The organism is Pseudomonas sp. Con_6, from assembly GCF_059379395.1.
The window spans coordinates 226,228-248,160 of sequence record NZ_CM182011.1; the positions used below are offsets into that span (position 1 = coordinate 226,228).

At 63.9% G+C, this 21,933-nt stretch carries 16 protein-coding genes; 8 read left to right on the forward strand and 8 right to left on the reverse strand.

Annotation, left to right across the window (positions count from 1 at the left end):
- The first annotated feature begins 215 nt into the window (after positions 1-215).
- From AC5QPF_RS00995 to AC5QPF_RS01005, 3 genes are read left to right on the forward strand one after another with little or no spacing between them, the layout of a single operon-like run.
- Complete coding sequence (locus tag AC5QPF_RS00995) at positions 216-1,565, forward strand: TolC family outer membrane protein (protein WP_494961627.1); 1,350 nt, start codon at positions 216-218, stop codon at positions 1,563-1,565.
- 34 nt (positions 1,566-1,599) lie between these two features.
- Positions 1,600-3,756, forward strand: a complete 2,157-nt coding sequence (locus tag AC5QPF_RS01000; RefSeq protein ID WP_494961628.1) for a type I secretion system permease/ATPase — start codon at positions 1,600-1,602, stop codon at positions 3,754-3,756.
- Entirely contained in the window at positions 3,746-5,113 is a 1,368-nt protein-coding gene (locus AC5QPF_RS01005) for an HlyD family type I secretion periplasmic adaptor subunit (protein WP_494961629.1), read from the forward strand. Before AC5QPF_RS01000 ends, AC5QPF_RS01005 begins: the two co-directional genes overlap by 11 nt.
- A gap of 124 nt (positions 5,114-5,237) precedes the next feature.
- Here AC5QPF_RS01005 and AC5QPF_RS01010 read toward each other — a convergent pair whose 3' ends face one another.
- Positions 5,238-5,807: a xanthine phosphoribosyltransferase gene (locus AC5QPF_RS01010; RefSeq protein WP_330077996.1), complete on the reverse strand. Its 570-nt coding sequence runs from the start codon at positions 5,805-5,807 to the stop codon at positions 5,238-5,240.
- A gap of 65 nt (positions 5,808-5,872) precedes the next feature.
- Complete coding sequence (gene rep / locus AC5QPF_RS01015; protein WP_494961630.1) at positions 5,873-7,882, reverse strand: DNA helicase Rep; 2,010 nt, start codon at positions 7,880-7,882, stop codon at positions 5,873-5,875.
- 266 nt (positions 7,883-8,148) lie between these two features.
- Between rep and AC5QPF_RS01020 the strand changes: the two genes are divergently transcribed.
- Positions 8,149-9,813, forward strand: coding sequence for an EAL domain-containing protein (locus tag AC5QPF_RS01020; protein WP_494961631.1), 1,665 nt, complete (start codon positions 8,149-8,151; stop codon positions 9,811-9,813).
- 100 nt (positions 9,814-9,913) lie between these two features.
- Here AC5QPF_RS01020 and AC5QPF_RS01025 read toward each other — a convergent pair whose 3' ends face one another.
- Positions 9,914-11,302 carry a NorM family multidrug efflux MATE transporter gene (locus AC5QPF_RS01025; protein ID WP_494961632.1) on the reverse strand — a complete coding sequence of 463 codons (1,389 nt, stop codon included), beginning with the start codon at positions 11,300-11,302 and terminating at the stop codon, positions 9,914-9,916.
- 135 nt (positions 11,303-11,437) lie between these two features.
- Here AC5QPF_RS01025 and AC5QPF_RS01030 point away from each other — a divergent pair, with 135 nt between their 5' ends.
- Together AC5QPF_RS01030 and AC5QPF_RS01035 are read left to right on the forward strand one after the other, a co-directional pair.
- Positions 11,438-12,382 carry a LysR substrate-binding domain-containing protein gene (locus tag AC5QPF_RS01030; RefSeq protein WP_494961633.1) on the forward strand — a complete coding sequence of 315 codons (945 nt, stop codon included), beginning with the start codon at positions 11,438-11,440 and terminating at the stop codon, positions 12,380-12,382.
- Between the two features lie 146 nt (positions 12,383-12,528).
- On the forward strand, positions 12,529-14,502 hold the full coding sequence (locus AC5QPF_RS01035; RefSeq protein WP_494961634.1) for a Cache 3/Cache 2 fusion domain-containing protein: 1,974 nt from the start codon (positions 12,529-12,531) through the stop codon (positions 14,500-14,502).
- 110 nt (positions 14,503-14,612) lie between these two features.
- Here AC5QPF_RS01035 and hglS read toward each other — a convergent pair whose 3' ends face one another.
- The gene (gene hglS / locus AC5QPF_RS01040) at positions 14,613-15,989 is read right to left on the reverse strand and encodes a 2-oxoadipate dioxygenase/decarboxylase HglS (protein ID WP_494961635.1); all 1,377 of its coding nucleotides are present in this window, start codon (positions 15,987-15,989) and stop codon (positions 14,613-14,615) included.
- Positions 15,990-16,087: 98 nt separating this feature from the next.
- Positions 16,088-16,987 (reverse strand): LysR substrate-binding domain-containing protein, encoded by a 900-nt coding sequence (locus AC5QPF_RS01045; RefSeq protein ID WP_494961636.1) that lies wholly within the window; start codon positions 16,985-16,987, stop codon positions 16,088-16,090.
- Between the two features lie 119 nt (positions 16,988-17,106).
- On the opposite strand from AC5QPF_RS01045, the gene amaB reads away from it, so the two are divergent.
- Both amaB and amaA read left to right on the forward strand, forming a co-directional pair.
- A complete protein-coding gene (gene amaB, locus AC5QPF_RS01050) occupies positions 17,107-18,597 on the forward strand; it encodes an L-piperidine-6-carboxylate dehydrogenase (RefSeq protein ID WP_494961637.1) in 1,491 nt (496 codons plus the stop codon).
- Between the two features lie 63 nt (positions 18,598-18,660).
- The gene (gene amaA, locus AC5QPF_RS01055; RefSeq protein ID WP_494961638.1) at positions 18,661-19,950 is read left to right on the forward strand and encodes an L-pipecolate oxidase; all 1,290 of its coding nucleotides are present in this window, start codon (positions 18,661-18,663) and stop codon (positions 19,948-19,950) included.
- Here amaA and AC5QPF_RS01060 read toward each other — a convergent pair.
- The 3 genes from AC5QPF_RS01060 to AC5QPF_RS01070 all read right to left on the reverse strand — a co-directional run bounded on the left by AC5QPF_RS01060 (position 19,947) and on the right by AC5QPF_RS01070 (position 21,863).
- Complete coding sequence (locus tag AC5QPF_RS01060; RefSeq protein WP_494961639.1) at positions 19,947-21,194, reverse strand: cyclic nucleotide-binding domain-containing protein; 1,248 nt, start codon at positions 21,192-21,194, stop codon at positions 19,947-19,949. The two genes, amaA and AC5QPF_RS01060, sit on opposite strands and share 4 nt — an antisense overlap.
- Before the next feature lie 110 nt (positions 21,195-21,304).
- Entirely contained in the window at positions 21,305-21,613 is a 309-nt protein-coding gene (locus tag AC5QPF_RS01065) for a Txe/YoeB family addiction module toxin (RefSeq protein WP_494961640.1), read from the reverse strand.
- The gene (locus AC5QPF_RS01070) at positions 21,594-21,863 is read right to left on the reverse strand and encodes a type II toxin-antitoxin system prevent-host-death family antitoxin (protein ID WP_494961641.1); all 270 of its coding nucleotides are present in this window, start codon (positions 21,861-21,863) and stop codon (positions 21,594-21,596) included. Before AC5QPF_RS01070 ends, AC5QPF_RS01065 begins: the two co-directional genes overlap by 20 nt.
- Between the last annotated feature and the right edge of the window lie 70 nt (positions 21,864-21,933).

The following is a 21,933-nucleotide window of genomic DNA, read 5'->3' on the forward strand; positions in this document are numbered from 1 at the left end:
CTTTTTCGTCAAACTATTGACCCGTTGGCCGCCATCCTAAACAATCGGCTTACTAATGTCACATTGATATTTCAATAGGTGAAGCCCCCACGATCTGTGATGGGGTTCTCATTAGGAAATTTCCGACACGCGGTTTCCCTTTATAGCCATTTTCTGGCGGGATGCCATGTTTTGCTCTGATGTGGGACAAGCCGTCCCTAGGGAAGAAAAACGAAATGCGCCTGTCCGTTTTCACTGCTGTCCCCTTCGCTCTGTTCGCCACCCTCAGCAATGCACAAACCCTGCCGCAAGCCATGCAGCAAGCGCTTGAAGCGCACCCGGAAGTGCAGGCGGGGATCAACGGTCGCCTGGCCGCTGACAAGCAAGTGCGGGTCGCCCAAGGTGGCTACCTGCCCAAGGTCGACGTGCTCGCCGGCTATGGTCGCGAAGGCACCGATAGCACCAGCACCCGCGCTACCAATGGCGACCGCTGGGAAACCCTGAACCGTGGCGAGTCCAGCATCCGCCTGCGTCAGATGGTATTCGACGGTTTTGCGACGTCCAGCGAGGTCGGGCGTCAACAAGCCACCGCCAATGCTCGGGCCTATGCGTTGTTGGACACGTCGGAGCGCACCGCGTTGCAGACCGCCAAGGTGTACATCGACGTGCTGACCCGCCGCGAGATGGTGCGGCTGGCCGAAGCCAACCTGCGCAGCCACGAACGCATCTATGACCAGATCCAGTTGCGCACCTCCCGCGGTGTCGGTCGCCAGGCTGACATGGACCAGGCCGAAGCACGTCTGGCCGGGGCGAAAAACAACCTGCTGACGGAACAAACCAACCTCGCCGACGCACAAACCAGTTACCTGAGCGTGGTTGGCCAGTTGCCTGACGAACTGACGGCGCCTGCGCCGTTCATGGACCTGCTGCCTGCAACGCTCAACGAAGCCCGCCAGCAGATGGTCGAGAGCAACCCGGCGCTGCGCTCGGCCGAATCGGACATCGCCGCCGCCGACAAGCAGTACGATGCGGCCAAGTCGCGCTTCTATCCGCGTTTCGACGCCGAACTGGAGCGCGCGGCGAACAACGACGTCGATGGCATCAACGGGCACAACAACGAGTGGCAGGCCATGGTGCGCATGAGCTTCAACCTGTTCGACGGTGGCAGCGACAAGGCCGACCTGGAATCCAAAGCCTTCATGGCCGGTCAAGCGCTGGATATTCGCAACAATGCCTTGCGTCAGCTCAATGAGGAGTTAGGCTTGGCGTGGAATGCTATGCAGAACGCCGATGCCCAGGTGCCGATCGCCCAGCAATATGTCGATCACAGCAGCAAGGTACGTTCGGCCTACCAGAGCCAGTTCAGCCTGGGCGAACGCACCTTGCTCGACCTGCTCGACAGCGAGAACGAATTGTTCACTGCACAACGTCGGCTGGCCGAGGTGAAAAGCGTTCAACTGTTTACTCAATACCGGATCAAGGCGACCATTGGGTCGCTGCTCAAGAGCCAGGGAGTCGTGGCGCCAATGGCAACGGTCGTGCAGAACGATCTCAAGCCCAAGGTGAACCTTCCCGGGCTGAATTGAGATCCTCCCTCACTCGCCAGCAAGAGAAGTTCGCGTGGAATCAGAAGTCAGTCGAACCCAGCTCACCCATGATCCGCGAAGCCAGCACGACGATCCGTTGCTGGACAGCCTGCTGTCACTTTGCGTGCTGCACCAGAAGCCGGCCAGCCGCGCGATGCTTACCACCGGCCTGCCGCTGCCCTCGCAGCGCCTGAGCCCCGAGCTGCTGCCACGGGCGGCGGCGCGGGCCGGGCTGCAGGGGCGCCTGCTGCAGCGCAAGCTGGAGCAGATCCCGAGCATCGCCATGCCGGCCATGCTCCTGCTCAAGGACGGGCGCAGCACCATCCTGCTCGGCTGGGAAAACGAGAACACCGCACGCCTCCTGCTCAGCGAGAGCGACGGCGGCGAAGTCCACGTCACCCGTGAGGCGCTGCAGAGCGACTACGCCGGCCGCGTGTTCTTCGCCCAGCCGCAGCACAAGTTCGACGTCAACCACGGCAACCTGATCCCGCGGGCCCGTTCCTGGTTCCGCGACACCCTCAAGCGCTCCAAGTGGCTGTACGCCGACGCGATCGCCGCCAGCCTGATCATCAACCTGATCGCCATGGGCGCACCGCTGTTCGTGATGAACGTCTACGACCGCGTCGTGCCCAACCAGGCCACCTCGACCCTCTGGGTGCTGGCCATCGGCATCACCGGCGCCTATGTCTTCGACCTGATCCTCAAGGGATTGCGCAGCCTCTGCCTTGACCTTGCGGGGAAAAAGACCGACCTGATCATCTCCGCCACGCTGTTCGAGCGCATCGTCGGCATGTCGATGAAGAACCGTCCGGCGCGGGTCGGCAGCTTTGCCCAGAACATCCACGAGTTCCAGGGCCTGCGCGACTTCCTCGCCTCGCTGACCCTGGCCAGCCTGATCGACCTCCCGTTCACCATTCTGATCCTGATAGTGATCGGCATCATCGGCGGCCATCTGGTGTGGATTCCGATCGTGGCCTTCCCGCTGGCGCTGGGCATTGGCTATGCCTTGCAGAAACCGCTGACCGCCACCCTTGAGCGGACCATGGCCCTGGCCTCCGAGCGCCAGTCGAGCCTGATCGAGACCCTCGCCGGTCTCGACGCAGTCAAGGTCAACAACGCCGAGAGCGAACGCCAGTACATGTGGGAGCAGACCATCGGCACCCTCAGCCGCCTGGAGCTGCGGGTAAAGGTGCTGTCCGGCCTGGCAATGAACATCACCCTGCTGATTCAGCAAATGGCTGGCGTGGCCCTGATCTGCTTCGGCGTGTACCAGATCATGGACGGCAACCTCAGCATGGGCGGCCTGATCGCTTGCTACATGCTCAGCGGCCGCGCCCTCAGCCCGCTGGGCCAGCTCGCCGGTTTGCTGACTCGCTACCAGCAGGCCAAGGTCACCATGGTCTCCACTGACCAGATGATGGAACTGCCGCAGGAGCGCAACTTCGAGGAGCGTCCGCTGAGCCGCCAGGTGCTGCAGGGGGCCATCGAGTTCCGCGGTGTCGACTTCACCTACCCCAACCAGCAGAACCAGGCGCTCAAGGGCATCAACCTGAGCATTCGCCCGGGGGAGAAGGTTGGCATCATCGGTCGCAGCGGTTCGGGCAAAAGCTCGCTGGCCAAGCTGGTGGTCGGCCTCTACGAAGCCGATGCCGGTTCGTTGCTGGTGGATGGCGTGGATATCCGTCAGATCGATGTCAGCGAGTTGCGTCACAACATCGGCTACGTAGCCCAGGACATCCAGCTGCTCGCCGGTACCCTGCGTGACAACCTGGTCAGCGGCGCACGCTACGTCGAGGACGAGATGGTCCTGCAGGCTGCCGAGCTGGCCGGCGTCCATGAATTCGCCCGGCTGCACCCGAAAGGCTATGAGCTGCAGGTCGGCGAACGTGGGCAGAACCTCTCGGGCGGTCAGCGGCAGAACGTCGCCCTGGCCCGTGCGCTGCTGCTCAACCCGCAGATCCTGTTGCTCGACGAGCCCACCGCGGCCATGGACAACACCGGCGAGGAGCGCCTCAAACAGCGCTTGCAGGCAGTGATCGAGCACAAGACCATCGTTCTGGTGACCCACCGGGCGTCACTGTTGTCGCTGGTGGACCGGTTGATCGTCGTCGACCGTGGACAGATCGTAGCGGATGGCCCGAAAGCCGCCGTCATGGATGCGCTGAAGAAGGGGCAGATCAGTGTTGCTTAAGTCAGGCGTGGGACGTGTCCTGCGAAATTACTTCAAGGGTTCGCAGTCGTTTGGCGGCGAGCCGCTGCCCGAGGTCAACAAGGCGCTGGTCGAGGATGCCCCGCGCATCATCCGCCTGACCATCTGGGGCATCATCGCGTTTTTCGTGTTCCTCCTGCTGTGGGCCAACTTCGCCGTGCTCGACGAGGTCACCCGCGGGGACGGCAAGGCCATCCCATCGTCCAAGCTGCAGAAGATCCAGAACCTGGAGGGCGGCATCATCGCCCAGATCTACGCCCGCGAAGGCGAGATCGTCGAGGCTGGTGCGCCGTTGCTGCGCCTGGACGACACGCGTTTCGTGTCCAACGTCGGCGAGACCGAGGCCGACCGCGTCGGCCTGGCCCTGCGGGTCGAGCGCCTGAGCGCCGAGGTCGAGGACCGTCCGCTGAACATCGACGCCGAGCTGCGCAAGGCGGCACCGAGCCAGGCGGCCAGCGAGGAATCGTTGTTCCAGAGCCGGCATCAGCAATTGCAGGATGAGATTGGCGGTTTGCAGGAGCAACTGGTGCAGCGTCAGCAGGAGCTGCGCGAGTTTTCCTCCAAGCAGGCCCAGTACCGCAACAGCCTGCAGCTGCTGCGCCAGGAAATCGCCATGTCCGAGCCATTGGTGGCCCAGGGCGCGATTTCCCAGGTGGAGGTCTTGCGTCTCAAGCGTGCCGAAGTGGAAAACCGCGGTCAGCTGGATGCCACCTCGCTGGCGATCCCGCGTGCGGAGTCGGCGGTCAAGGAAGTCGAGCGCAAGATCGACGAAACCCGTGGCAAGTTCCGCAGCGATGCGCTGACCCAATTGAACGAAGCCCGTACTGACCTGAACAAGGCCCAGGCCACCGGCAAGGCCCTGGAAGACCGGGTCAGCCGGACCCTGGTCACCTCGCCAGTGCGCGGTATCGTCAAGCAGGTGCTGGTCAACACTATCGGCGGTGTGATCCAGCCGGGCAGCGACCTGGTGGAGATCGTCCCGCTGGACGACACCCTGCTGGTGGAAGCACGGATCCGTCCGCAGGACATCGCTTTCCTGCATCCGGGCCAGGAGGCCATGGTCAAGTTCAGCGCCTATGACTTCACCATCTACGGCGGCCTCAAGGCCAAGCTGGAGCAGATCGGTGCGGACACCATCACCGACGAGGAAGGCAAGAACACCTTCTACCTGATCAAGCTGCGCACTGAACGCAGCCACCTGGGGACCGACGAGAAGCCGCTGCTGATCATCCCGGGGATGGTGGCGACGGTGGATATCATCACCGGCAAGAAGAGCGTGCTGAGCTACCTGCTCAAGCCGATCATCCGGGCCAGGGCAGAGGCCTTGCACGAACGTTGAGAGCCTCATCGCTGGCTTGCCAGCGATAGGGCCCTCACAGGCCCTACAAAGCTCCCGGCATGAAAAAGCCCGCCGCCACATCACTGTGGCGGCGGGCTTTTTACATCCGCACCGGAGTTCGAGGTCAGAGGAAGGTGACCTGGCCACCTTCCAGCGATTTCACCCGGGCCAGCGACTCGACGCGGTAGCCCTGCGCATCCAGCTCGGCACGGCCGCCCTGGAACGACTTCTCGATGACGATGCCCAGGCCGGCAACGGTGGCGCCGGCCTGCTTGATGATCGAGATCAGCGCCTGGGACGCCTTGCCGTTGGCCAGGAAGTCGTCGATCACCAGCACGCGGTCGCTGCTGTTCAGGTGACGCGGCGAGATGGCCACGGTGTTTTCGGTCTGCTTGGTGAAGGAGTACACCGACGCGGTCAGCAGGTTTTCCGTCAGGGTCAGGGACTGGTGCTTGCGTGCAAAGATCACCGGTACGCCGAGCTTAAGGCCGGTCATCACCGCCGGGGCGATGCCCGAGGCTTCGATGGTGACGATCTTGGTCACGCCGGAGTCGGCGAACAGACGGGCGAACTCGTCGCCGATCAGCGCCATCAGCGCAGGATCGATCTGGTGGTTGAGAAACGCATCGACTTTCAGGACCTGATCGGAAAGCACGATGCCTTCTTCGCGAATCTTCTGCTGCAGTGCTTCCACGGGTGTTTCCTCGGATGTAAGCAAAAGGCCCCGGCATGGGCCAGGGCGATTGAAGGGTTGATTATCTACCGTTTGAGCATGGCGCGGATATCCGCCAGCGCCGTATTGCCTCTTGCCGCCTTGACCTCTACCGGTGCGTCGTCCAGTCCTTCCCAGGCCAGGTCGTCCTCCGGCAGCTCATCCAGGAAGCGGCTCGGCGAACAATCGATGATCTCGCCGTACTGCTTGCGCTTGGCGGCGAAGGTGAAGGCCAGGGTCTGGCGCGCCCGGGTAATGCCGACATACGCCAGGCGGCGTTCTTCCTCGATGGTGTCGGCTTCGATGCTGGAGCGGTGCGGGAGGATTTCCTCTTCCATGCCCATGATGAACACGTAGGGGAATTCCAGGCCCTTGGAGGCGTGCAGGGTCATCATCTGCACGCCCTCGGCGCCTTCTTCCTCTTCCTGCTGGCGCTCCAGCATGTCGCGCAGTACCAGCTTGCCGATGGCGTCCTCGATGGTCATGTCGCCGTCCTCGTCCTTCTCCAGCGTGCTTTTCAGCGCGTCGATGAGGAACCAGACGTTGCCCATGCGGAAGTCTGCGGCTTTGTCGCTGGAACTGTTGCTGCGAATCCAGTTTTCGTAATCGATATCCATCACCATGCTGCGCAGCGCGGCGATCGGATCTTCCAGGGCCACCTGCTCGCGGACCTTGTCCATCCAGCTCTTGAAGCGGTGCAGGCGGTCGGTGAAGCGCGCATCCAGATGCTCGCGCAGGCCCAGCTCCTCGCTGGCGGCGTACATCGAGATCTTGCGTTCGGTGGCGTAGTTGCCGAGCTTTTCCAGGGTGGTCGAGCCGATTTCACGGCGCGGTACGTTGATCACCCGCAGGTAGGCATTGTCGTCGTCCGGGTTCACCAACAGGCGGAAGTAGGCCATCAGGTCCTTCACTTCCTGGCGCCCGAAGAAGCTGTTGCCGCCGGACAGGCGGTACGGCACCTGGTGGTGCTGCAGCTTCAGTTCGATCAGCTTGGCCTGGTAGTTGCCGCGGTAGAGGATGGCGAAATCGCTGTACGGCCGGTCGGTGCGCAGGTGCAGGCTGAGAATCTCCATGGCCACCCGCTCGGCTTCGGCCTCCTCGTTCTTGCAGCGGATCACGCGAATCTCGTCGCCGTGGCCCATCTCGCTCCACAACTGCTTCTCGAAGGCGTGAGGGTTGTTCGAGATCAGCACGTTGGCGCAGCGCAGGATGCGGCTGGTGGAGCGGTAATTCTGCTCCAGCATGACCACCTTCAGGGACGGGTAGTCGTCCTTGAGCAGCATCAGGTTTTCCGGACGCGCGCCACGCCAGGCGTAGATCGACTGGTCATCGTCGCCGACCACGGTGAACTGGTTGCGCGTGCCGATCAGCATCTTCACCAGCAGGTACTGGCTGGCGTTGGTGTCCTGGTATTCGTCCACCAGCAGGTAGCGCACGCGGTTCTGCCACTTTTCCAGGATGTCGGTGTGTTCCTCGAACAGCTTCACCGGCAGCAGGATCAGGTCGTCGAAGTCCACCGCGTTGAACGCCTTGAGCGTGCGCTGGTAGTGCATGTAGACGATGGCAGCGGTCTGCTCCTTGGGGTTGCGCGCCTTCTCCAGTGCCTCGGGGGGCAGGATCAGGTCGTTTTTCCAGGCGCCGATCATGTTCTTGATCTCGTCGACACCGTCGTCCCCGGAGTACTCCTTCTGCATGATGTCGGTCATCAGCGCCTTCACATCGGTTTCGTCGAAGATCGAGAAACCGGGCTTGTAGCCCAGGCGCTGGTGTTCCTTGCGGATGATGTTCAGACCGAGGTTATGGAAGGTCGAGACCGTCAAGCCGCGGCCTTCGCCCTTGCGCAGCAGGGTGCCGACCCGCTCCTTCATCTCCCGCGCGGCCTTGTTGGTGAACGTCATGGCCACGATGTACTGCGCACGGATTCCGCAGTTCTGGATCAGGTGGGCGATCTTGCGGGTGATCACGCTGGTCTTGCCGGAGCCTGCGCCGGCAAGTACCAGGAGCGGGCCGCCGACGTAGTTCACGGCTTCTTGCTGCCGGGGATTGAGTCGGGACATGACGTAAACCGGGGGTGGCTGAAAAATAGCCGCGCAGTTTAACAGGGCTTCGCCTTCATGGCGCGACCGTCTGACAGTGTGACGCAGCACAATATCTAAATTTGCCGGCTCTGCTACTTTCCATCAGGATGCGCCTCCAAATGGATGGATTTTCCTGAAACGAGAGCGGTTGTTTCAAGTGAAAATCATTTACATTAGTGCTGTTGTAACAAATGATTTGTCCCGCGCCCTGTCTGTGTCTGCGCGCTGGTAACTAAGGAGAGAGCTTGTCTACGCCTGCCGAACCGTTGCGTTTGCTTCTGCTGGCTGAGGAACCCGAGTGGGCGGTTGCCCTCGGTGAGTCTCTGTTGCCGCTGGCGGGCACTGCGGTATTGCTGACGGCACCGAGTTGGGAGTCGGTGGACAGCCTGTTTGCCCGCGACCGCAACGCCGTGGTGTTGACCACGCCGGGCCGCCAACCGGCGCCGGGGCGCTGCGACCTGCCGATGGTACTACTGCTGGACGCCGAGCCGGCCAAGGCGCCGCCCGGTGTCAGCGACTGGCTGGTACGCGGACAACTGGGCAGCGACACCGTGCGCCGCTGCCTGCGCCATGTGCGCGAACGCGGTGTTCTGGAATCGACCCTGCAGCGCCTGGCCGAGGAAGACCCGCTGACCGGCATCGCCAACCGCCAGGGCTTCCAGACCCTGCTGGCCGCGCGCCTGGCCGAGAATGATGGTCGCGGTGTTGCCCTCGGCCACCTCGACCTCGACAACTTCCGCCACGCCAACGACGCCCTCGGTCATCAGGGCGGTGACCGTTTGATCCTGCAGGTGGTGGGCCGCTTGAAGAGCCAGCTGGAAGCCGGCGACCGCGTAGCGCGCCTGGGCAGCGACGAATTCGCTCTGCTTATCGACACCCGCCGCGAGCCGCAGCGCGCCGAGCGCATGGCCGAGCGCATCGTCGAAGCCCTGGCCGAGCCGTACTGGATCGACGGCGAAAGCCTGTTGATCGGCTGCAGCCTTGGCGTCGCCCATGCCCGCGCCCAGGCCGGTGCGGACCCGCTGATGTGGCATGCGCACATCGCCATGCAGCAGGCCAAGGGCACCCACGGCTGCACTTATCACGTGTTCGACGAGCGCATCAATCGCAACGCCCGCAGCCTGGCTGATCTGGAAAGCGAACTGCGCCGCGCCTTGCGCCGTGACGAACTGGAATTGCACTACCAGCCGCGCCTGGACCTGGCCGAAGGCCGTATCGTTGGCCTGGAGGCCTTGGTGCGCTGGCGCCATGCTGAACGCGGCCTGCTGCCGCCCAGCGAATTCGTGCCGCTGGCCGAACAGAGCGGGCTGATCGTGCCGCTGGGTTACTGGGTGATTTCCCGGGCCTTGCGTGACATGCAGATCCTCCGCGAGCGTGGGCTGGCGCCGCTGCATATGGCGGTGAACCTGTCGTTCCGTCAGTTCCAGGACAGCCAGTTGCTGGCCACCCTGAGCCGACTGATCGTGCAGCATGGCGTGGATGCGCGCTGGCTGGAGTTCGAACTGACGGAAACCGCGGTGATGCGCCGCAACGACCTGGTCAAGCAGACCATGGATGCCCTGGGACGGTTGGGCGTGCGTTTCTCGCTGGACGACTTTGGCACCGGCTTCTCGTCGTTCGTCCACCTCAACAGCCTGCCGATCGCCTTGCTCAAGGTCGATCGCAGCTTCGTCGGCGGAATGGAGCAACGGGAAGAGAACCGCAAGCTGGTCCACGCCATGATCAACCTGGCGCACAACCTCCATTTGGATGTGGTTGCCGAGGGGGTTGAGACCGAGGAGCAACTGGATTTGCTGCGCAGCTTTGGCTGCGACCAGGTGCAGGGGTACCTGATCAGCAAGCCGCTGGCGATCGAGCCGCTGGTGGAATACCTGCTGCTGAATGCAGTACAGAAACCGGTAGCGCTATAGGAAACGACGCGGACCTTGTGGGAGCGGGTTCACCCGCGATTGCGGTAGTGAGTTCACCATCGCAATCGCGGGTAAACCCGCTCCCACAGGTCCGCGTCGCTTATACGGACCTTGTCACGGTCGAAGCCACTGCCTCCCCACCGATCATCCGCTTCATCCGCCATTCGAACGCCAGCGTCAGGCTGATCGCCGCAAACGCCAACCCCAGCGCCAGCCCCCACCACACCCCCACCGCACCCATCCCCAGTGGAAACGCCATGATCCACGCCGCTGGTGCGCCGATCACCCAATAGCTGAAAAGCCCGACCAGGAACGTCGTCTTGGCATCCTTGAGCCCGCGAATCGAGCCCATGGCAATCGTCTGGATACCGTCGAACAGCTCGAACCACGCCGCCACCATCAACAGGCTCACCGCCAGCTTGATCACACCTGCGAACGCCGGGTCATTGCGATCCAGGAACAACCCCACCAACGGCTCGGGCATCACCCAGAACAGCACCGAGAACCCCAGCATCACCGCCGCACCGAAGCCGATCCCCAGCCGTCCGGCATTGCGCGCCGCCAACAGACGGTCGGCACCATAGTGCAGGCCGACGCGCATGGTCACCGCATAGGACAGGCCCGCCGGAATCATGAACGCCGTCGACACGATCTGCAGGGCGATCTGGTGCGCGCCCAACTCGGTACTGCCCATGGTGCCCATGCACAGCGCGGCGAAGGCGAACAGGCCGACTTCCACGGTGTAGGTGCCACCAATCGGCAACCCCAGCCGCCACAGCTCGCGCAGCGCCGGCCACGACGGCCGCGAAAGATTGCGCCGGATCGGGTAGGGCGCATAGGCCGGATGCCGGCGGATATACAGGGCCAGGGCGATGGCCATGGCATTGGCGACGATCGCCGTGACCAGGCCGATGCCCACCAGCCCCAGCTTCGGCAGGCCGAACATGCCTTCGATCAGCGCATAGTTGAGCAGGAAGTTGGCCACCGTCCCGACCAGGCTGATGACCATCACCGGCGACGAGCGCCCCAGCGCGCTGGTGAAGCCGCGCAGGGCCATGAAGGTCAGGTAGCCGGGCAGGGCGAAGGGCAGCAACAGCAGGAAGTGACCTGCGTTTTCGACGTTGCCCGGCTGCTGGCCGAGCAGCAACAGCACCGGGCCAAGGTTCCACAGCACCAGCGCGGCGACCACCGCCATCACCCAGGCCAGCCACAGCCCGGCCTGGGTCAGGCGGGTAGCGCCTTCGGCATCGCCGGCGCCATGGCGGATGGCGACCAGGGTGCCCACCGCAGCGATGACGCCGAGGCAGAAGATCGACACGAACGAATAGCTGGCCGCACCCAGACCGCCGCCGGCCAGTGCCTCGGGGCTGATTCTGGCCATCATGAAGGTGTCGGTGAGCAGCATCAGCATGTGCGCCAACTGCGAGGCCACCAGCGGCCCCGCCAGCCGCAACAGTGCCTTGAGTTCATGGGTTGGCGCCGCTTGCATGATTCCGCGTCCTTTTCCGAAAGTAAGTGACAAGCCGCTAATTCTCGACCTTTGCGGCAACCCGCACAAAAGGATAAAAACGATCGGTGGCATGAGTAAAACTCATGCGAAGATGTGCGCTCACGGAGGTTCGCCATGTCCCATCGTCTTCCCCCGCTGTACGCCCTGCGCGCCTTCGAGGCAGCGGCGCGGCACAGTTCTTTCACCCGCGCGGCGGATGAGCTGAACATCACCCAGAGCGCGGTGAGCCGGCATATCCGCACCCTCGAGGAGCATTTCGCCTGCCGGCTGTTCATGCGTAATGGCCGCAGCCTGCAACTCACCGAAGCGGCGCGCCTGCTCCTGCCCGGGGTGCGCGAAGGCTTCGCCGCACTGGAGCGGGCCTGCGGCACCCTGCGCAGCGAGGAAGGCATCCTGCGCATGAAAGCCCCGTCGACCCTGACCATGCGCTGGCTGCTGGCGCGCCTCAGCCGCTTCCGCCACTTGCAGCCGGGCAATGAGGTGCAACTGACCAGCGCCTGGATGGACGTCGATCATGTCGACTTCAATCAGGAGCCCTTCGACTGCGCGGTGTTGCTGGGCGATGGACACTTCCCGCCGGATTGGGAGGTGAGCCGGCTGTTCTCCGAATTACTGGTGCCGGTGGGCGCTCCCGGCCTGCTCAGCGACGGGCCCTGGACGGTCGAGCGTCTGGCGACCTGCGAACTGTTGCACCCGACTCCGGACAAGCGCGACTGGCGCACCTGGCTGGCACGCATGGGCCTCACCGAACAGGTGTCGCTCAAGGGCGGCCAGGTCTTCGATACCCTGGAACTGGGCATGATCGCTGCGGCGCGGGGCTATGGCGTGTCCATGGGCGATCTGTTGATGGTCGCCGAGGACGTTGCCCAAGGGCGACTCAGCCTGCCTTGGCCGGCGGCGGTGGCCAGCGGGCTTGACTACTATCTTGTCTGGCCGCGCACGCGTCCCGGCGGCGAGCGCCTGCGTCGGCTCAGCGATTTCCTGCAGGGCGAGGCACGAGCCATGCAGTTGCCAGACGTGGAGATGCTGCAAGCAAATGAGCTCAACAACGGTGAGTGATCGTTTGCGCTGAATATCCGGGTTTGGCACTCAAGTAATCTTCGACTGCGCCGAAGTAGGAGGCGAGGGCCCGGAATGAGGCCCATGCCCATGCCCATCGTGCACCGCGATCAGGATGATCCCGGCTTTCTTCGCCAGGAGTTCTCATGTCTCAACCCCGCGCCCGGATTGCCTCCCAACTTGGCCTCGCGCTGGCCGCCGTGCTTGCCGTTGTGATCAGCGGCAGCACATTGTTCGCCTTGCGCTCCCTCGACCACGCCAACCTGGTTACCCGCCAGGAACACCTGACCAGCGAAGCGCGGCTGCTGGCCGACCAGCTCGGCACTTTCCACGACTCCCTGCGCGAAAGCACCCAGCGCCTGGCCGGGTTGTTCGAAAAGCGCTTCAAAGACCTGAGCGTGCAGGCTGGCACCTCGATTCCGGTGGCCGGAGTGGCCACGCCCGGGCTGTTCCTCGATGGCCAGGCGTTGAACAACGATTTCAGCGAGGTCGACGAATTCCGCCAGATGACCGCCGGCGTCGCGACCCTCTTCGTGCGCAGCGGCGATGACTTCATCCGCATCAGCACCTCGCTGACCAAGCAGGATGGCAGCCGTGCGATCGGTACCCTGCTGGACCGGCAGAGCCCGGCCTATGCGCGGATCATGGCTGGCCAGCCGTATGTTGGCCGGGCGCTGCTGTTCGAGCGCTTCTACATGACCCAATACACCCCGGTGCGTGATAGCGCAGGAAAGGTGATCGCCATCCTCTTCGTCGGCTTCGACTACACCGACGCGCAAAAGACCCAGTTCGACAACCTCAAGCGCTTCCGCATCGGCCAGACCGGTTCGCTGGCCCTGCTCGACGAGCAGCAGCACTGGCTGGTACCGCCCGCTGGCGCGACCGGTGGCGAACAGGAAGCCGCGCAACTGGCGGGCAAGCCCGGTGAAGGACGCTTCTGGAACGATGGCGTGGAGGAGCTCTACAGCGTCGCCGTACCTTTTGCCGGCGGGCCCTGGACCGTGGTGGCGAGCATGCCGGAGGCGGAAATCCGCGCGGTGACCTGGAGCGTCGGTACCCGCCTGGCCATCGGCAGCCTGCTGGCGATGCTGCTGGCGGTGGGTGCCACGCTGTGGCTGCTGCGGCGCAAGCTGCGGCCATTGAGCGACCTGGTGCACCAGGCCGAAGCCCTGGGCGCCGGTGACCTGGACGTGCGCCTGAAGGTCACCAGCCACGACGAGATCGGCCAGCTTGCTGCCAGCTTCAACCATATGGGTGAAGCCCTGGCGAGCATGGTCGTGCGTATTCGCGAGGCTTCGCAGCAAGTGGGCAACCGCGCCCATGCCCTGGCCGACCTGTCCTCCGGTGCTTGCGATGGCATGGAGCAACAATCGGGTGAGATCACCAGCATGGCCGGCGCGGTTGAAGAGTTCAGCGCCACCTCGCTGGGCATCGCCGACAGCATGGGCAATACCGAGCGCATGGCGCGCGACAATGCCCAGCAGACCCGCATCGGCCGGGCTTCGATGGAGCAGGCGTCAGACTCGTTGCAGCAGATTGCCGAGGCCCTGGGTGATACCGCCAAGGTCATCGATATCCTGGGTGCGCGTTCGCAGGATATCGGCGGCATCGTCGGGGTGATCACCGCGATTGCCGAGCAGACCAACCTGCTGGCGCTCAATGCTGCCATCGAGGCGGCGCGGGCGGGTGAGCAGGGCCGTGGTTTCGCGGTGGTCGCCGACGAGGTCCGGCATCTGGCCGCGCGCACTCGCCAGGCCACGGATGAAATCTCCGGGATGATCGACAGTGTTCAGCAGCAGACCGGGCATGCCATCAGCACCATGGAGCAGGGCAACCGCCTGATGCGCGAGGGCCTGGAGCGCAATGCCCGGGTGGCCGAGGCACTGGCGCGGATTGACGAGCAGAGCCGCAGTGCCGGTGAGCAGTTTGCGGCGATCAATACCGCGACCCAGGAGCAGAGTGCTACGGCGACGGTGCTGAGCAACAACCTGCAGAGCATTGCCCTGGCCAACAGCGATCAGCGGGAAGTGGCCAACAACCTGGCCTCGACGGCGCGGGAGCTGGAGGGGTTGGCGGAGCAACTGCGGCAGGAGGTGGACCGGTTCCGCGTTCGCCACTGATCCACGCAACACCGCAAACCCTGTGGGAGCGGGTTCACCCGCGATTGCGTCGGTGAATTCACTACCGTAATCGCGGGTAAACCCGCTCCCACAAGGTAACGCGTCGTGCTTTAGAGGGTGGGAAGACCAAGGGCCTCGGCACAGGCCGCCAGCGAACGCCGCTCACTCTCGGCATACAACGCCAACTCATCCTGCACCCGCTGCCCCAACGCCTCCTCGAACGCCTCCCGATTGGCATTGCTCCCATACTCCGCCTGCCCATCGTCCCCCAGGTTGGACTGGAAGATCCCCGCCGCACTCACCGGCAGGAAATCCTCGTACACCAGCGCTTCGAAATGCACATGCCCCGCCTCGATCAGCGCTTCCAGGCCGGCCGGATGCTCCTTGGCCGCCAATCCCTTCTCCGTCGGGAAGTAGCGGAAGTAAGCCAGTTCCTGCTCGCGCATCTGCCCCAGGTCATCCGGGAATGCCCGGAATGTCTCGGCCAGCAGGCTCATGTAGCGATCGGCATTGCTCTCCGCCGGCGCACCGCCCAACGCCCCGCGAGTGGCATCCAGCAACTGGTCGTAGAGCCGGCGCCCCTTCGGCGTCAGCGCCGCACCACGCTGCTCGATCTCGCCGAAGCGCGCCGTATGGCTGCCCACCGCATCACGGAAGGCAATAGACTCCTGTAGCGCCTTGAAGCTGGTCTGACGCAGCAGGATCGGATGCCGCCGGGTCGGTGGCCCTTCTATCACCGCCTTGGGCGGGATGCCATGGGCCGGCATGCCCAACTGGATCGCATCGATATCCAGGGTACGCGGGGTCAGGTGGTTGATATGCGGGCCCTTGAACGCCACCACATCGGCAATCAGGCGGTGCTGGTCGTGCAGTTGCTGGTATTGCCCGGCGGTCACCGTGGCCTCGTGGTGCCAGCGGAAGGTGTGCAGCGCTTCATCGACGAACTCGCCGGCATCCGCCTCGTTCAGGCCGCCATCGCGCTCGCCCTGGGCGATCAGATCCAGCACCCGAGGGGTGAAGATCTGGCGCTTGTCCAGAATCGAGCGGGCCAGCTCGCGCAAGGCCGGATCATCGATCAGTTCCAGGCGCAGCAGCGAGGTGAAGACCCGGAACGGGCTGAGACGCAGCGACTGTTCGTGTACCGGGCGGAACGCCGTGGAATGCACCGGTACACCCGCCGAACTGAGGTCGTAATAGCCCACCGGCTGCATGCCCATCACCGCGAACAGCCGGCCGATGGTCGCCAGTTCCGCCGCCGTGCCGACACGGATGGCACCGTGGCGTTCCTGATCCAGGCGTTCGATCTCGCCGGTCCAGCGCAGGGCCTCGGCGACTTCGGGGCGCATTTCCATGACCTGGCGATTGACCTCGCTCACCAGCTTCAGCAGCGTGCCGTAAAGCGGCACTTCCTGCTTGTACATGAGCGACATGGCGGCGGAGAACCGCGCGCGAATCTGGTCCGGGCTGACGAAATCTTGAGCGGGCATCGCAAGCTTCCTGGTGAGTGGTTCGGGCTCGCCTACATGAAAACGAGGAATGCTGATCGACTTCAAGCGAAAAAAAGTCGAGCAGTCATTCCGTAAATTCAGGACTTGTCGGCGGCGACCTGCTCGGCGATCCAGTCCACCAGGCAACGCACCTTGGGCACTTCGGCGGCATGCTCGGAAAAGGCGAGGAAGTGCGCGCCGTTGCTGCGCATGCGATGGGGCCATGCCACCACCAGCTTGCCCTCGGCCAGGTCGGCTTCGGCCAGGTAGCTTGGCACCAGGGCCACGCCGCAGCCGGCCTGCGCCGCGCTCAGGCACATATGGAAGGTATCGAAGCGCGGGCCATGGTAGCTGTTGGGCGAATGCAGGCCCTGTTCGAGAAACCATTCGTGCCAGGCCTCCGGGCGCGTGGTGCTTTGCAGCAGCACCAGGCCGGACAGTTCGCTGGCGTCGTTCAGCGCGCCGCCGGGCAGCAGTTCCGGTGCGCACACCGGCACCACGTCCTCGCCGAACAGCTCGATGCAGGTTGCCCCAGGCCAGGTGCCCTGGCCATAGAAGAACACCACGTCGGCTTTGGCCTGGAGCAGGGAGAACGGCTCCATCTCGTTGCGGATATCCAGATGGATGTTCGGGTGGCGCTTGCCGAAGCCCTTCAGGTGCGGGATCAGCCAGCGCACGCCGAAGCTGGGCTGGGTCGCGACCTTGAGCACTTCGGTCTGCTCGCCGTAGGACATGATGTAGCGGCTGGACATGTCGACCTGGGTGAGGATCTTGTTCACCTCGGCCAGGTACAGCGCACCGGCGGGAGTCAGTTGCAGGCGGCGGCGGATGCGCAGGAACAGGTGATGGCGCAGCATCTCCTCCAGTTGCGCCACCTGCTTGCTCACTGCGCTCTGGGTCAGGTGCAGCTCCTCGGCGGCGCGGGTGAAGCTCAGGTGCCGGGCGGCGGCCTCGAAGCACTGCAGGGCGGCCATCGACGGGACCAGGCGTTTGGACATGATTCATTACCTGAGGGAATGATGTGCGGAATAAAGGTCGTTTGTTGAGGCTTGGTGATCGGATTAATACTGATCCCTGACAATGATTACAACCTCTCACCGCCTTGCAGGAGAACAACATGGTTGATGGATTGCTTGCCCGCCTGGGTGTCCCGGTCAGTGCCTACACCAACGGCAACCATCCCGTTCACACCCCGATCGACGGCAGTGTGATTGCTTCGGTGCACCTGGAGCCGGCTACAGCAGTCGGCGCGAAGATCGCCAGGGCGCAGCAGGCCTTCGAAGCCTGGCGCAACGTGCCGGCGCCGCGTCGCGGTGAGTTGATCCGCCTGTTCGGCGAAGTGCTGCGCGAGCACAAGGCCGACCTCGGCGAGGTGGTCTCGGTGGAAGCCGGCAAGATCACCCAGGAAGGCCTGGGGGAAGTACAGGAAATGATCGATATCTGCGACTTCGCCGTCGGCCTGTCGCGCCAGCTCTACGGCCTGACCATCGCTTCCGAGCGCCCTGGCCACCACATGCGTGAAAGCTGGCATCCGCTGGGCGTGGTCGGCGTGATCAGCGCCTTCAACTTCCCGGTCGCGGTGTGGGCGTGGAATACCACCCTGGCGCTGGTCTGCGGTAATGCCGTGGTGTGGAAACCGTCGGAAAAGACCCCGCTGACCGCGCTGGCCTGCCAGGCCCTTTTCGAAAAAGCCCTGGCCCGCTTCGGTGACGCGCCGCAGGACCTGAGCCAGGTCATCATCGGCGACCGCGACGCCGGCCAGGCGCTGGTGGACGATCCGCGCGTGCCGCTGGTCAGCGCCACCGGCAGCACCCGCATGGGCCGCGAAGTCGGACCACGGGTGGCCGCGCGCTTCGGCCGCAGCATCCTTGAGCTGGGCGGTAACAACGCGATGATCCTCGCCCCCAGCGCCGACCTCGACCTGGCTGTGCGTGCCGTGCTGTTCAGTGCCGTCGGCACCGCCGGGCAACGCTGCACCACTCTGCGTCGGGTGATCGTGCACCGTTCGGTCAAGGACGAAGTGGTTGCGCGGGTGAAGTCTGCCTACGGCAAGGTGCGTATTGGCGATCCGCGGGAAGGCAACCTGGTTGGTCCGCTGATCGACAAGGCGTCGTTCCAGGCGATGCAGGATGCCCTGACCCGCGCACGGGACGAGGGTGGTCAGGTCTTCGGTGGCGAGCGCCAGTTGGCCGAGCAGTACCCGAACGCTTATTACGTGGCGCCGGCCATCGTGGAAATGCCGGGGCAGACCGAGGTGGTGCGTCACGAGACCTTCGCGCCGATTCTCTATGTGCTGGCCTACGATGATTTCGAGGAAGCGCTGCGCCTGAACAACGAGGTGCCGCAGGGGCTGTCGTCGTGCATCTTCACCACTGACCTGCGTGAGGCCGAGCGCTTCCAGAGTGCGGCGGGCAGTGACTGTGGCATTGCCAACGTCAATATCGGCACCAGCGGCGCGGAGATCGGTGGCGCCTTCGGTGGCGAGAAGGAGACCGGGGGCGGGCGTGAGTCGGGGTCGGATAGCTGGAAGGCCTATATGCGCCGGCAGACCAACACCGTGAACTACTCCCGGGAATTGCCGCTGGCCCAGGGCATCGTCTTCGACTGATGGAAAGGGGGCCGCAAACCGGCCCCAGATAACAAAATCAATATTCGCTCCGGGGACCCGCCCATGTCCGACCTGCGTCAACAATGCTTGTGGGAATACGTCACTCCACCCCCGGCCCTCGCCTCGGCCCTGAACGGCGACGCCGTGGCCGATGTCTGCGTCATCGGCGGCGGCATCACCGGCCTCTCCGCCGCCCTGCACCTGCTGGAACAGGGCAAGTCCGTGGTCCTCCTGGAAGCCCGCGACATCGGTCACGGCGGCTCCGGGCGCAACGTCGGCCTGGTCAATGCCGGCACCTGGATCCGTCCAGACGAGGTCGAGGCCACCCTCGGCCAGCAACAGGGCAGCCGCCTGAACAAGGTTCTGGGCGAAGCCCCGGCAGAAGTCTTCGCCCTGATCGAACGTCTCGGTATCGACTGCCAGGCGCGTAACGAAGGCACCCTGCACATGGCCCACAACGCCACCGGTGTCGCCGACCTGCAGGCCCGCCACGAACAATGGACCCGACGCGGCGCTGACGTCGAACTGCTCACCGGCGCCCGCTGCGAGGAATACTGCGGCACCACGCAGATCGCCGCCGCGCTGCTCGACCGCCGCGCCGGCACCATCAACCCCATGGGCTACACTCGCGGCCTGGCCGAAGCGGTGGAACGCCTGGGCGGCCGCATTTACCCACAGTCCCCGGTTCAGGGGCTGGAGCGCTCAGGCAACCAGGGCTGGCGAGTGAAGACCGCGAAAGGCTCGGTGCAGGCCGAAAAAGTGGTCATCTCCACCGGCGCCTACACCGAAGGCGACTGGACCGACCTGCAGCGCCACTTCTTCCGCGGCTACTACTACCAGGTCGCCTCGGCACCACTGCACGGTGCCGCCGCCGACAATGTACTCAAGCATGGCCAGGGCTCGTGGGATACCCGCACCGTGCTCAGCAGCATCCGTCGCGATGACCAGGGCCGCCTGCTGCTGGGCAGCCTCGGCCGGGTCGACAACAAGCCATCCTGGTTCATCCGCAGCTGGGCCGACCGCATCCAGAGCCACTATTTCCCGCAACTGGGCAAGGTGGAGTGGGAGATGCACTGGACCGGCTGCATCGACTTCACCCCGGACCACCTGATGCGCCTGTTCGAGCCGGCGCCGGGAATTGTCGCGGTCACCGGCTACAACGGTCGTGGCAACACCACCGGCACGGTGATCGGCAAGGCCTTCGCTCAGTTCCTGATGCAGGACGACCCGGCCACGCTGCCGATCCCGTTCTCGCCGATGAAGCCGGTGGCAGTGCCTGCGCTGCGCACCGGTTTCTACGAGACCGGGTTCTCGCTGTATCACGCCGGGCAATGCCTGCGGGTGGTGCTCTAGGCCTTGCGCTGCAGCCAGTGCAGGAAACCGCCTTTCTTGACCTCGGCCGGTCGCTGTAGCAGCAGCGACTGGCTGTTGTCCTGACGGAAACGCTGAAGTTTGCTCAGCGCCGTCTTCACTTCATCGCGCTGCTCCAGGCAACTGCGCACCTCGGCCTTGTCGATGCGGTAGAGCAGGCAACTGGTCAGGCTGCGGAATTCGGCGATGGACGCTTCACTGTCCAGCAGGCCTTCCAGCCCGAGGACTTCGCCCGGGCCCATGCGCCCGGCTTCGAGCAGTCGCTCGCCATCGCGCACCGAGGCCGAGACCACGCCGGTGCCGATCACCAGCACGTGATCGGAAGCCTCGTCGACGCCAAGGATGATCTGGTCCGCCGGGTATTCCACGGCGATCATGCGCTGGCTCAGGCTGTCCTTTTCCTCGCTGGTCAGGGCGCGGAAGATGCGCACGTCTTCCAGCAGGCCGCGTTGGCGGCTCCACGGGCGCGCATCGCTTTCCGGGTTCCAGATCACCCCGGCAGCCACCAGGTGACGGTGGGCGAGGTCGAACATCTGGTTGCGCACGCTGGTCTTCTCGCCCATCGAGCCGACGAAGCCACTGGCCTCGTACTCCACCGATTCCAGGGTCGAGGTCTTGATCGTGGCCTTCGGCGCCGGGGTAGAGAGCAGCGCGCTGCTGCCTTGCAGGGTTTTCTCCAGGGCATCCAGCACCTTGCCCTCGGTGCCGTCGATGCTGATCCACTCATCGATCTGGTAGGGGCGGGTGGTGTTGAGGACGATGCCGGAGAACACGTCGCTCAGGGTGCTCTGCAAGGCCAGGCCGATCACGATGGCCATGACGCCGGAAGTCGCCAGCAGGCCTTTGACCGGAAGCTGCATCACGTATGCGGCTGCGGCGACGATGGCGACCAGGAAGATCACCGCGCCCAATACGTCCTGCAGCAGGCGGCCGGTGTGGCCGCTGCGGGCGATCAGCAGCAGGCCGATGACCACGGTCAGCGTGCGCGCGGCGAACAGCCACCAGGTGATTTCCAGGACGGTAGCGATCAGGTTGCGGGCCAGGTCTTCGGGCCAGGGTGGGGGTTGTAGCGGGCTGATGCCGGCGCTCAGGAGTACCCCGGTGAACAGCAGGAAGGCCACGACCCGGGCGGCCGTGCGCCAGTTGCGGCGCTCCACGGGGATGGCGCGCCAGAGGAGCAGGTCGAGGAGCAGGAGGAAGGCGCCGAGCAAGAGGGGGTAGGGCATGGGGTTCTCGGGGTGAGTGGTCGCCGAAAGGTCTCAAATGTCATTCGAAACAACAGATTTCACAATGCTCTGTGGCCGAATTCCTTCAGGCACTTCTCATTAGCTAAGCCTCATTCGTAATGATAGCGGCAGGCAATGACAGTCAATGTCCCCGCTTCGTACATGTAGATCAGTCGATGCTCCTTGGTGATTCGGCGAGAGTGGTACCCGCTTAAGTCACCTTTGAGGGGTTCAGGTTTTCCAGTGCCTGTGAAAGGTGTCCGCAGGCATTCGGAGATCAAGCGATCCAAAGCAATGGAGATGGCTTCATCATTGGTTTTCCAATACTGGTAGTCCTTCCAGCCGTGAGGAGTGAACGAGACAGACACGTCGCGTCGAGCCTCCTCCTTGTTGCGCTGTTTAGTCTTCTGTTGGGACATTCAGAGAAACCTCCTGTACGAAGGCCTTCCCGGCCTTGTGCTGAGCAATGGATTCGCGCAGCCACGCGGCATTCTTCTCATTACCCAGCAGGTAGACGGTTTCAGCCATCGAGTTGTAGTCCTCAAGGGACATGACAACCACTGGTTCGCCTCGCTGGCGGGTGATTACTGCCGGTTCGTGGTCCCGGCAAACGTCATCCATAGTCTGTTTCAAGTTGGCCCGCGCCTCGCTGAAAGTAAGTACTTGCATTGTGTTGTTTCCTTCCTGGGACAGACCAGGGTGTTCGGGGGTATGAAAGTCGATCATGGTACAGAACATT

Bases quoted from the DNA above. Each gene is read 5' to 3' on its own strand.
- amaB (WP_494961637.1), top strand. From the start codon at position 17,107: ATGGTTGATGGATTGCTTGCCCGCCTGGGTGTCCCGGTCAGTGCCTAC.
- AC5QPF_RS01045 (WP_494961636.1), bottom strand. From the start codon at position 16,987: ATGTCCAAACGCCTGGTCCCGTCGATGGCCGCCCTGCAGTGCTTCGAG.
- rep (WP_494961630.1), bottom strand. From the start codon at position 7,882: ATGTCCCGACTCAATCCCCGGCAGCAAGAAGCCGTGAACTACGTCGGC.
- hglS (WP_494961635.1), bottom strand. From the start codon at position 15,989: ATGCCCGCTCAAGATTTCGTCAGCCCGGACCAGATTCGCGCGCGGTTC.
- AC5QPF_RS01035 (WP_494961634.1), top strand. From the start codon at position 12,529: ATGTCTCAACCCCGCGCCCGGATTGCCTCCCAACTTGGCCTCGCGCTG.
- AC5QPF_RS01070 (WP_494961641.1), bottom strand. From the start codon at position 21,863: ATGCAAGTACTTACTTTCAGCGAGGCGCGGGCCAACTTGAAACAGACT.
- amaA (WP_494961638.1), top strand. From the start codon at position 18,661: ATGTCCGACCTGCGTCAACAATGCTTGTGGGAATACGTCACTCCACCC.
- AC5QPF_RS01025 (WP_494961632.1), bottom strand. From the start codon at position 11,302: ATGCAAGCGGCGCCAACCCATGAACTCAAGGCACTGTTGCGGCTGGCG.
- AC5QPF_RS01030 (WP_494961633.1), top strand. From the start codon at position 11,438: ATGTCCCATCGTCTTCCCCCGCTGTACGCCCTGCGCGCCTTCGAGGCA.
- AC5QPF_RS01065 (WP_494961640.1), bottom strand. From the start codon at position 21,613: ATGTCCCAACAGAAGACTAAACAGCGCAACAAGGAGGAGGCTCGACGC.
- AC5QPF_RS01060 (WP_494961639.1), bottom strand. From the start codon at position 21,194: ATGCCCTACCCCCTCTTGCTCGGCGCCTTCCTCCTGCTCCTCGACCTG.
- AC5QPF_RS00995 (WP_494961627.1), top strand. From the start codon at position 216: ATGCGCCTGTCCGTTTTCACTGCTGTCCCCTTCGCTCTGTTCGCCACC.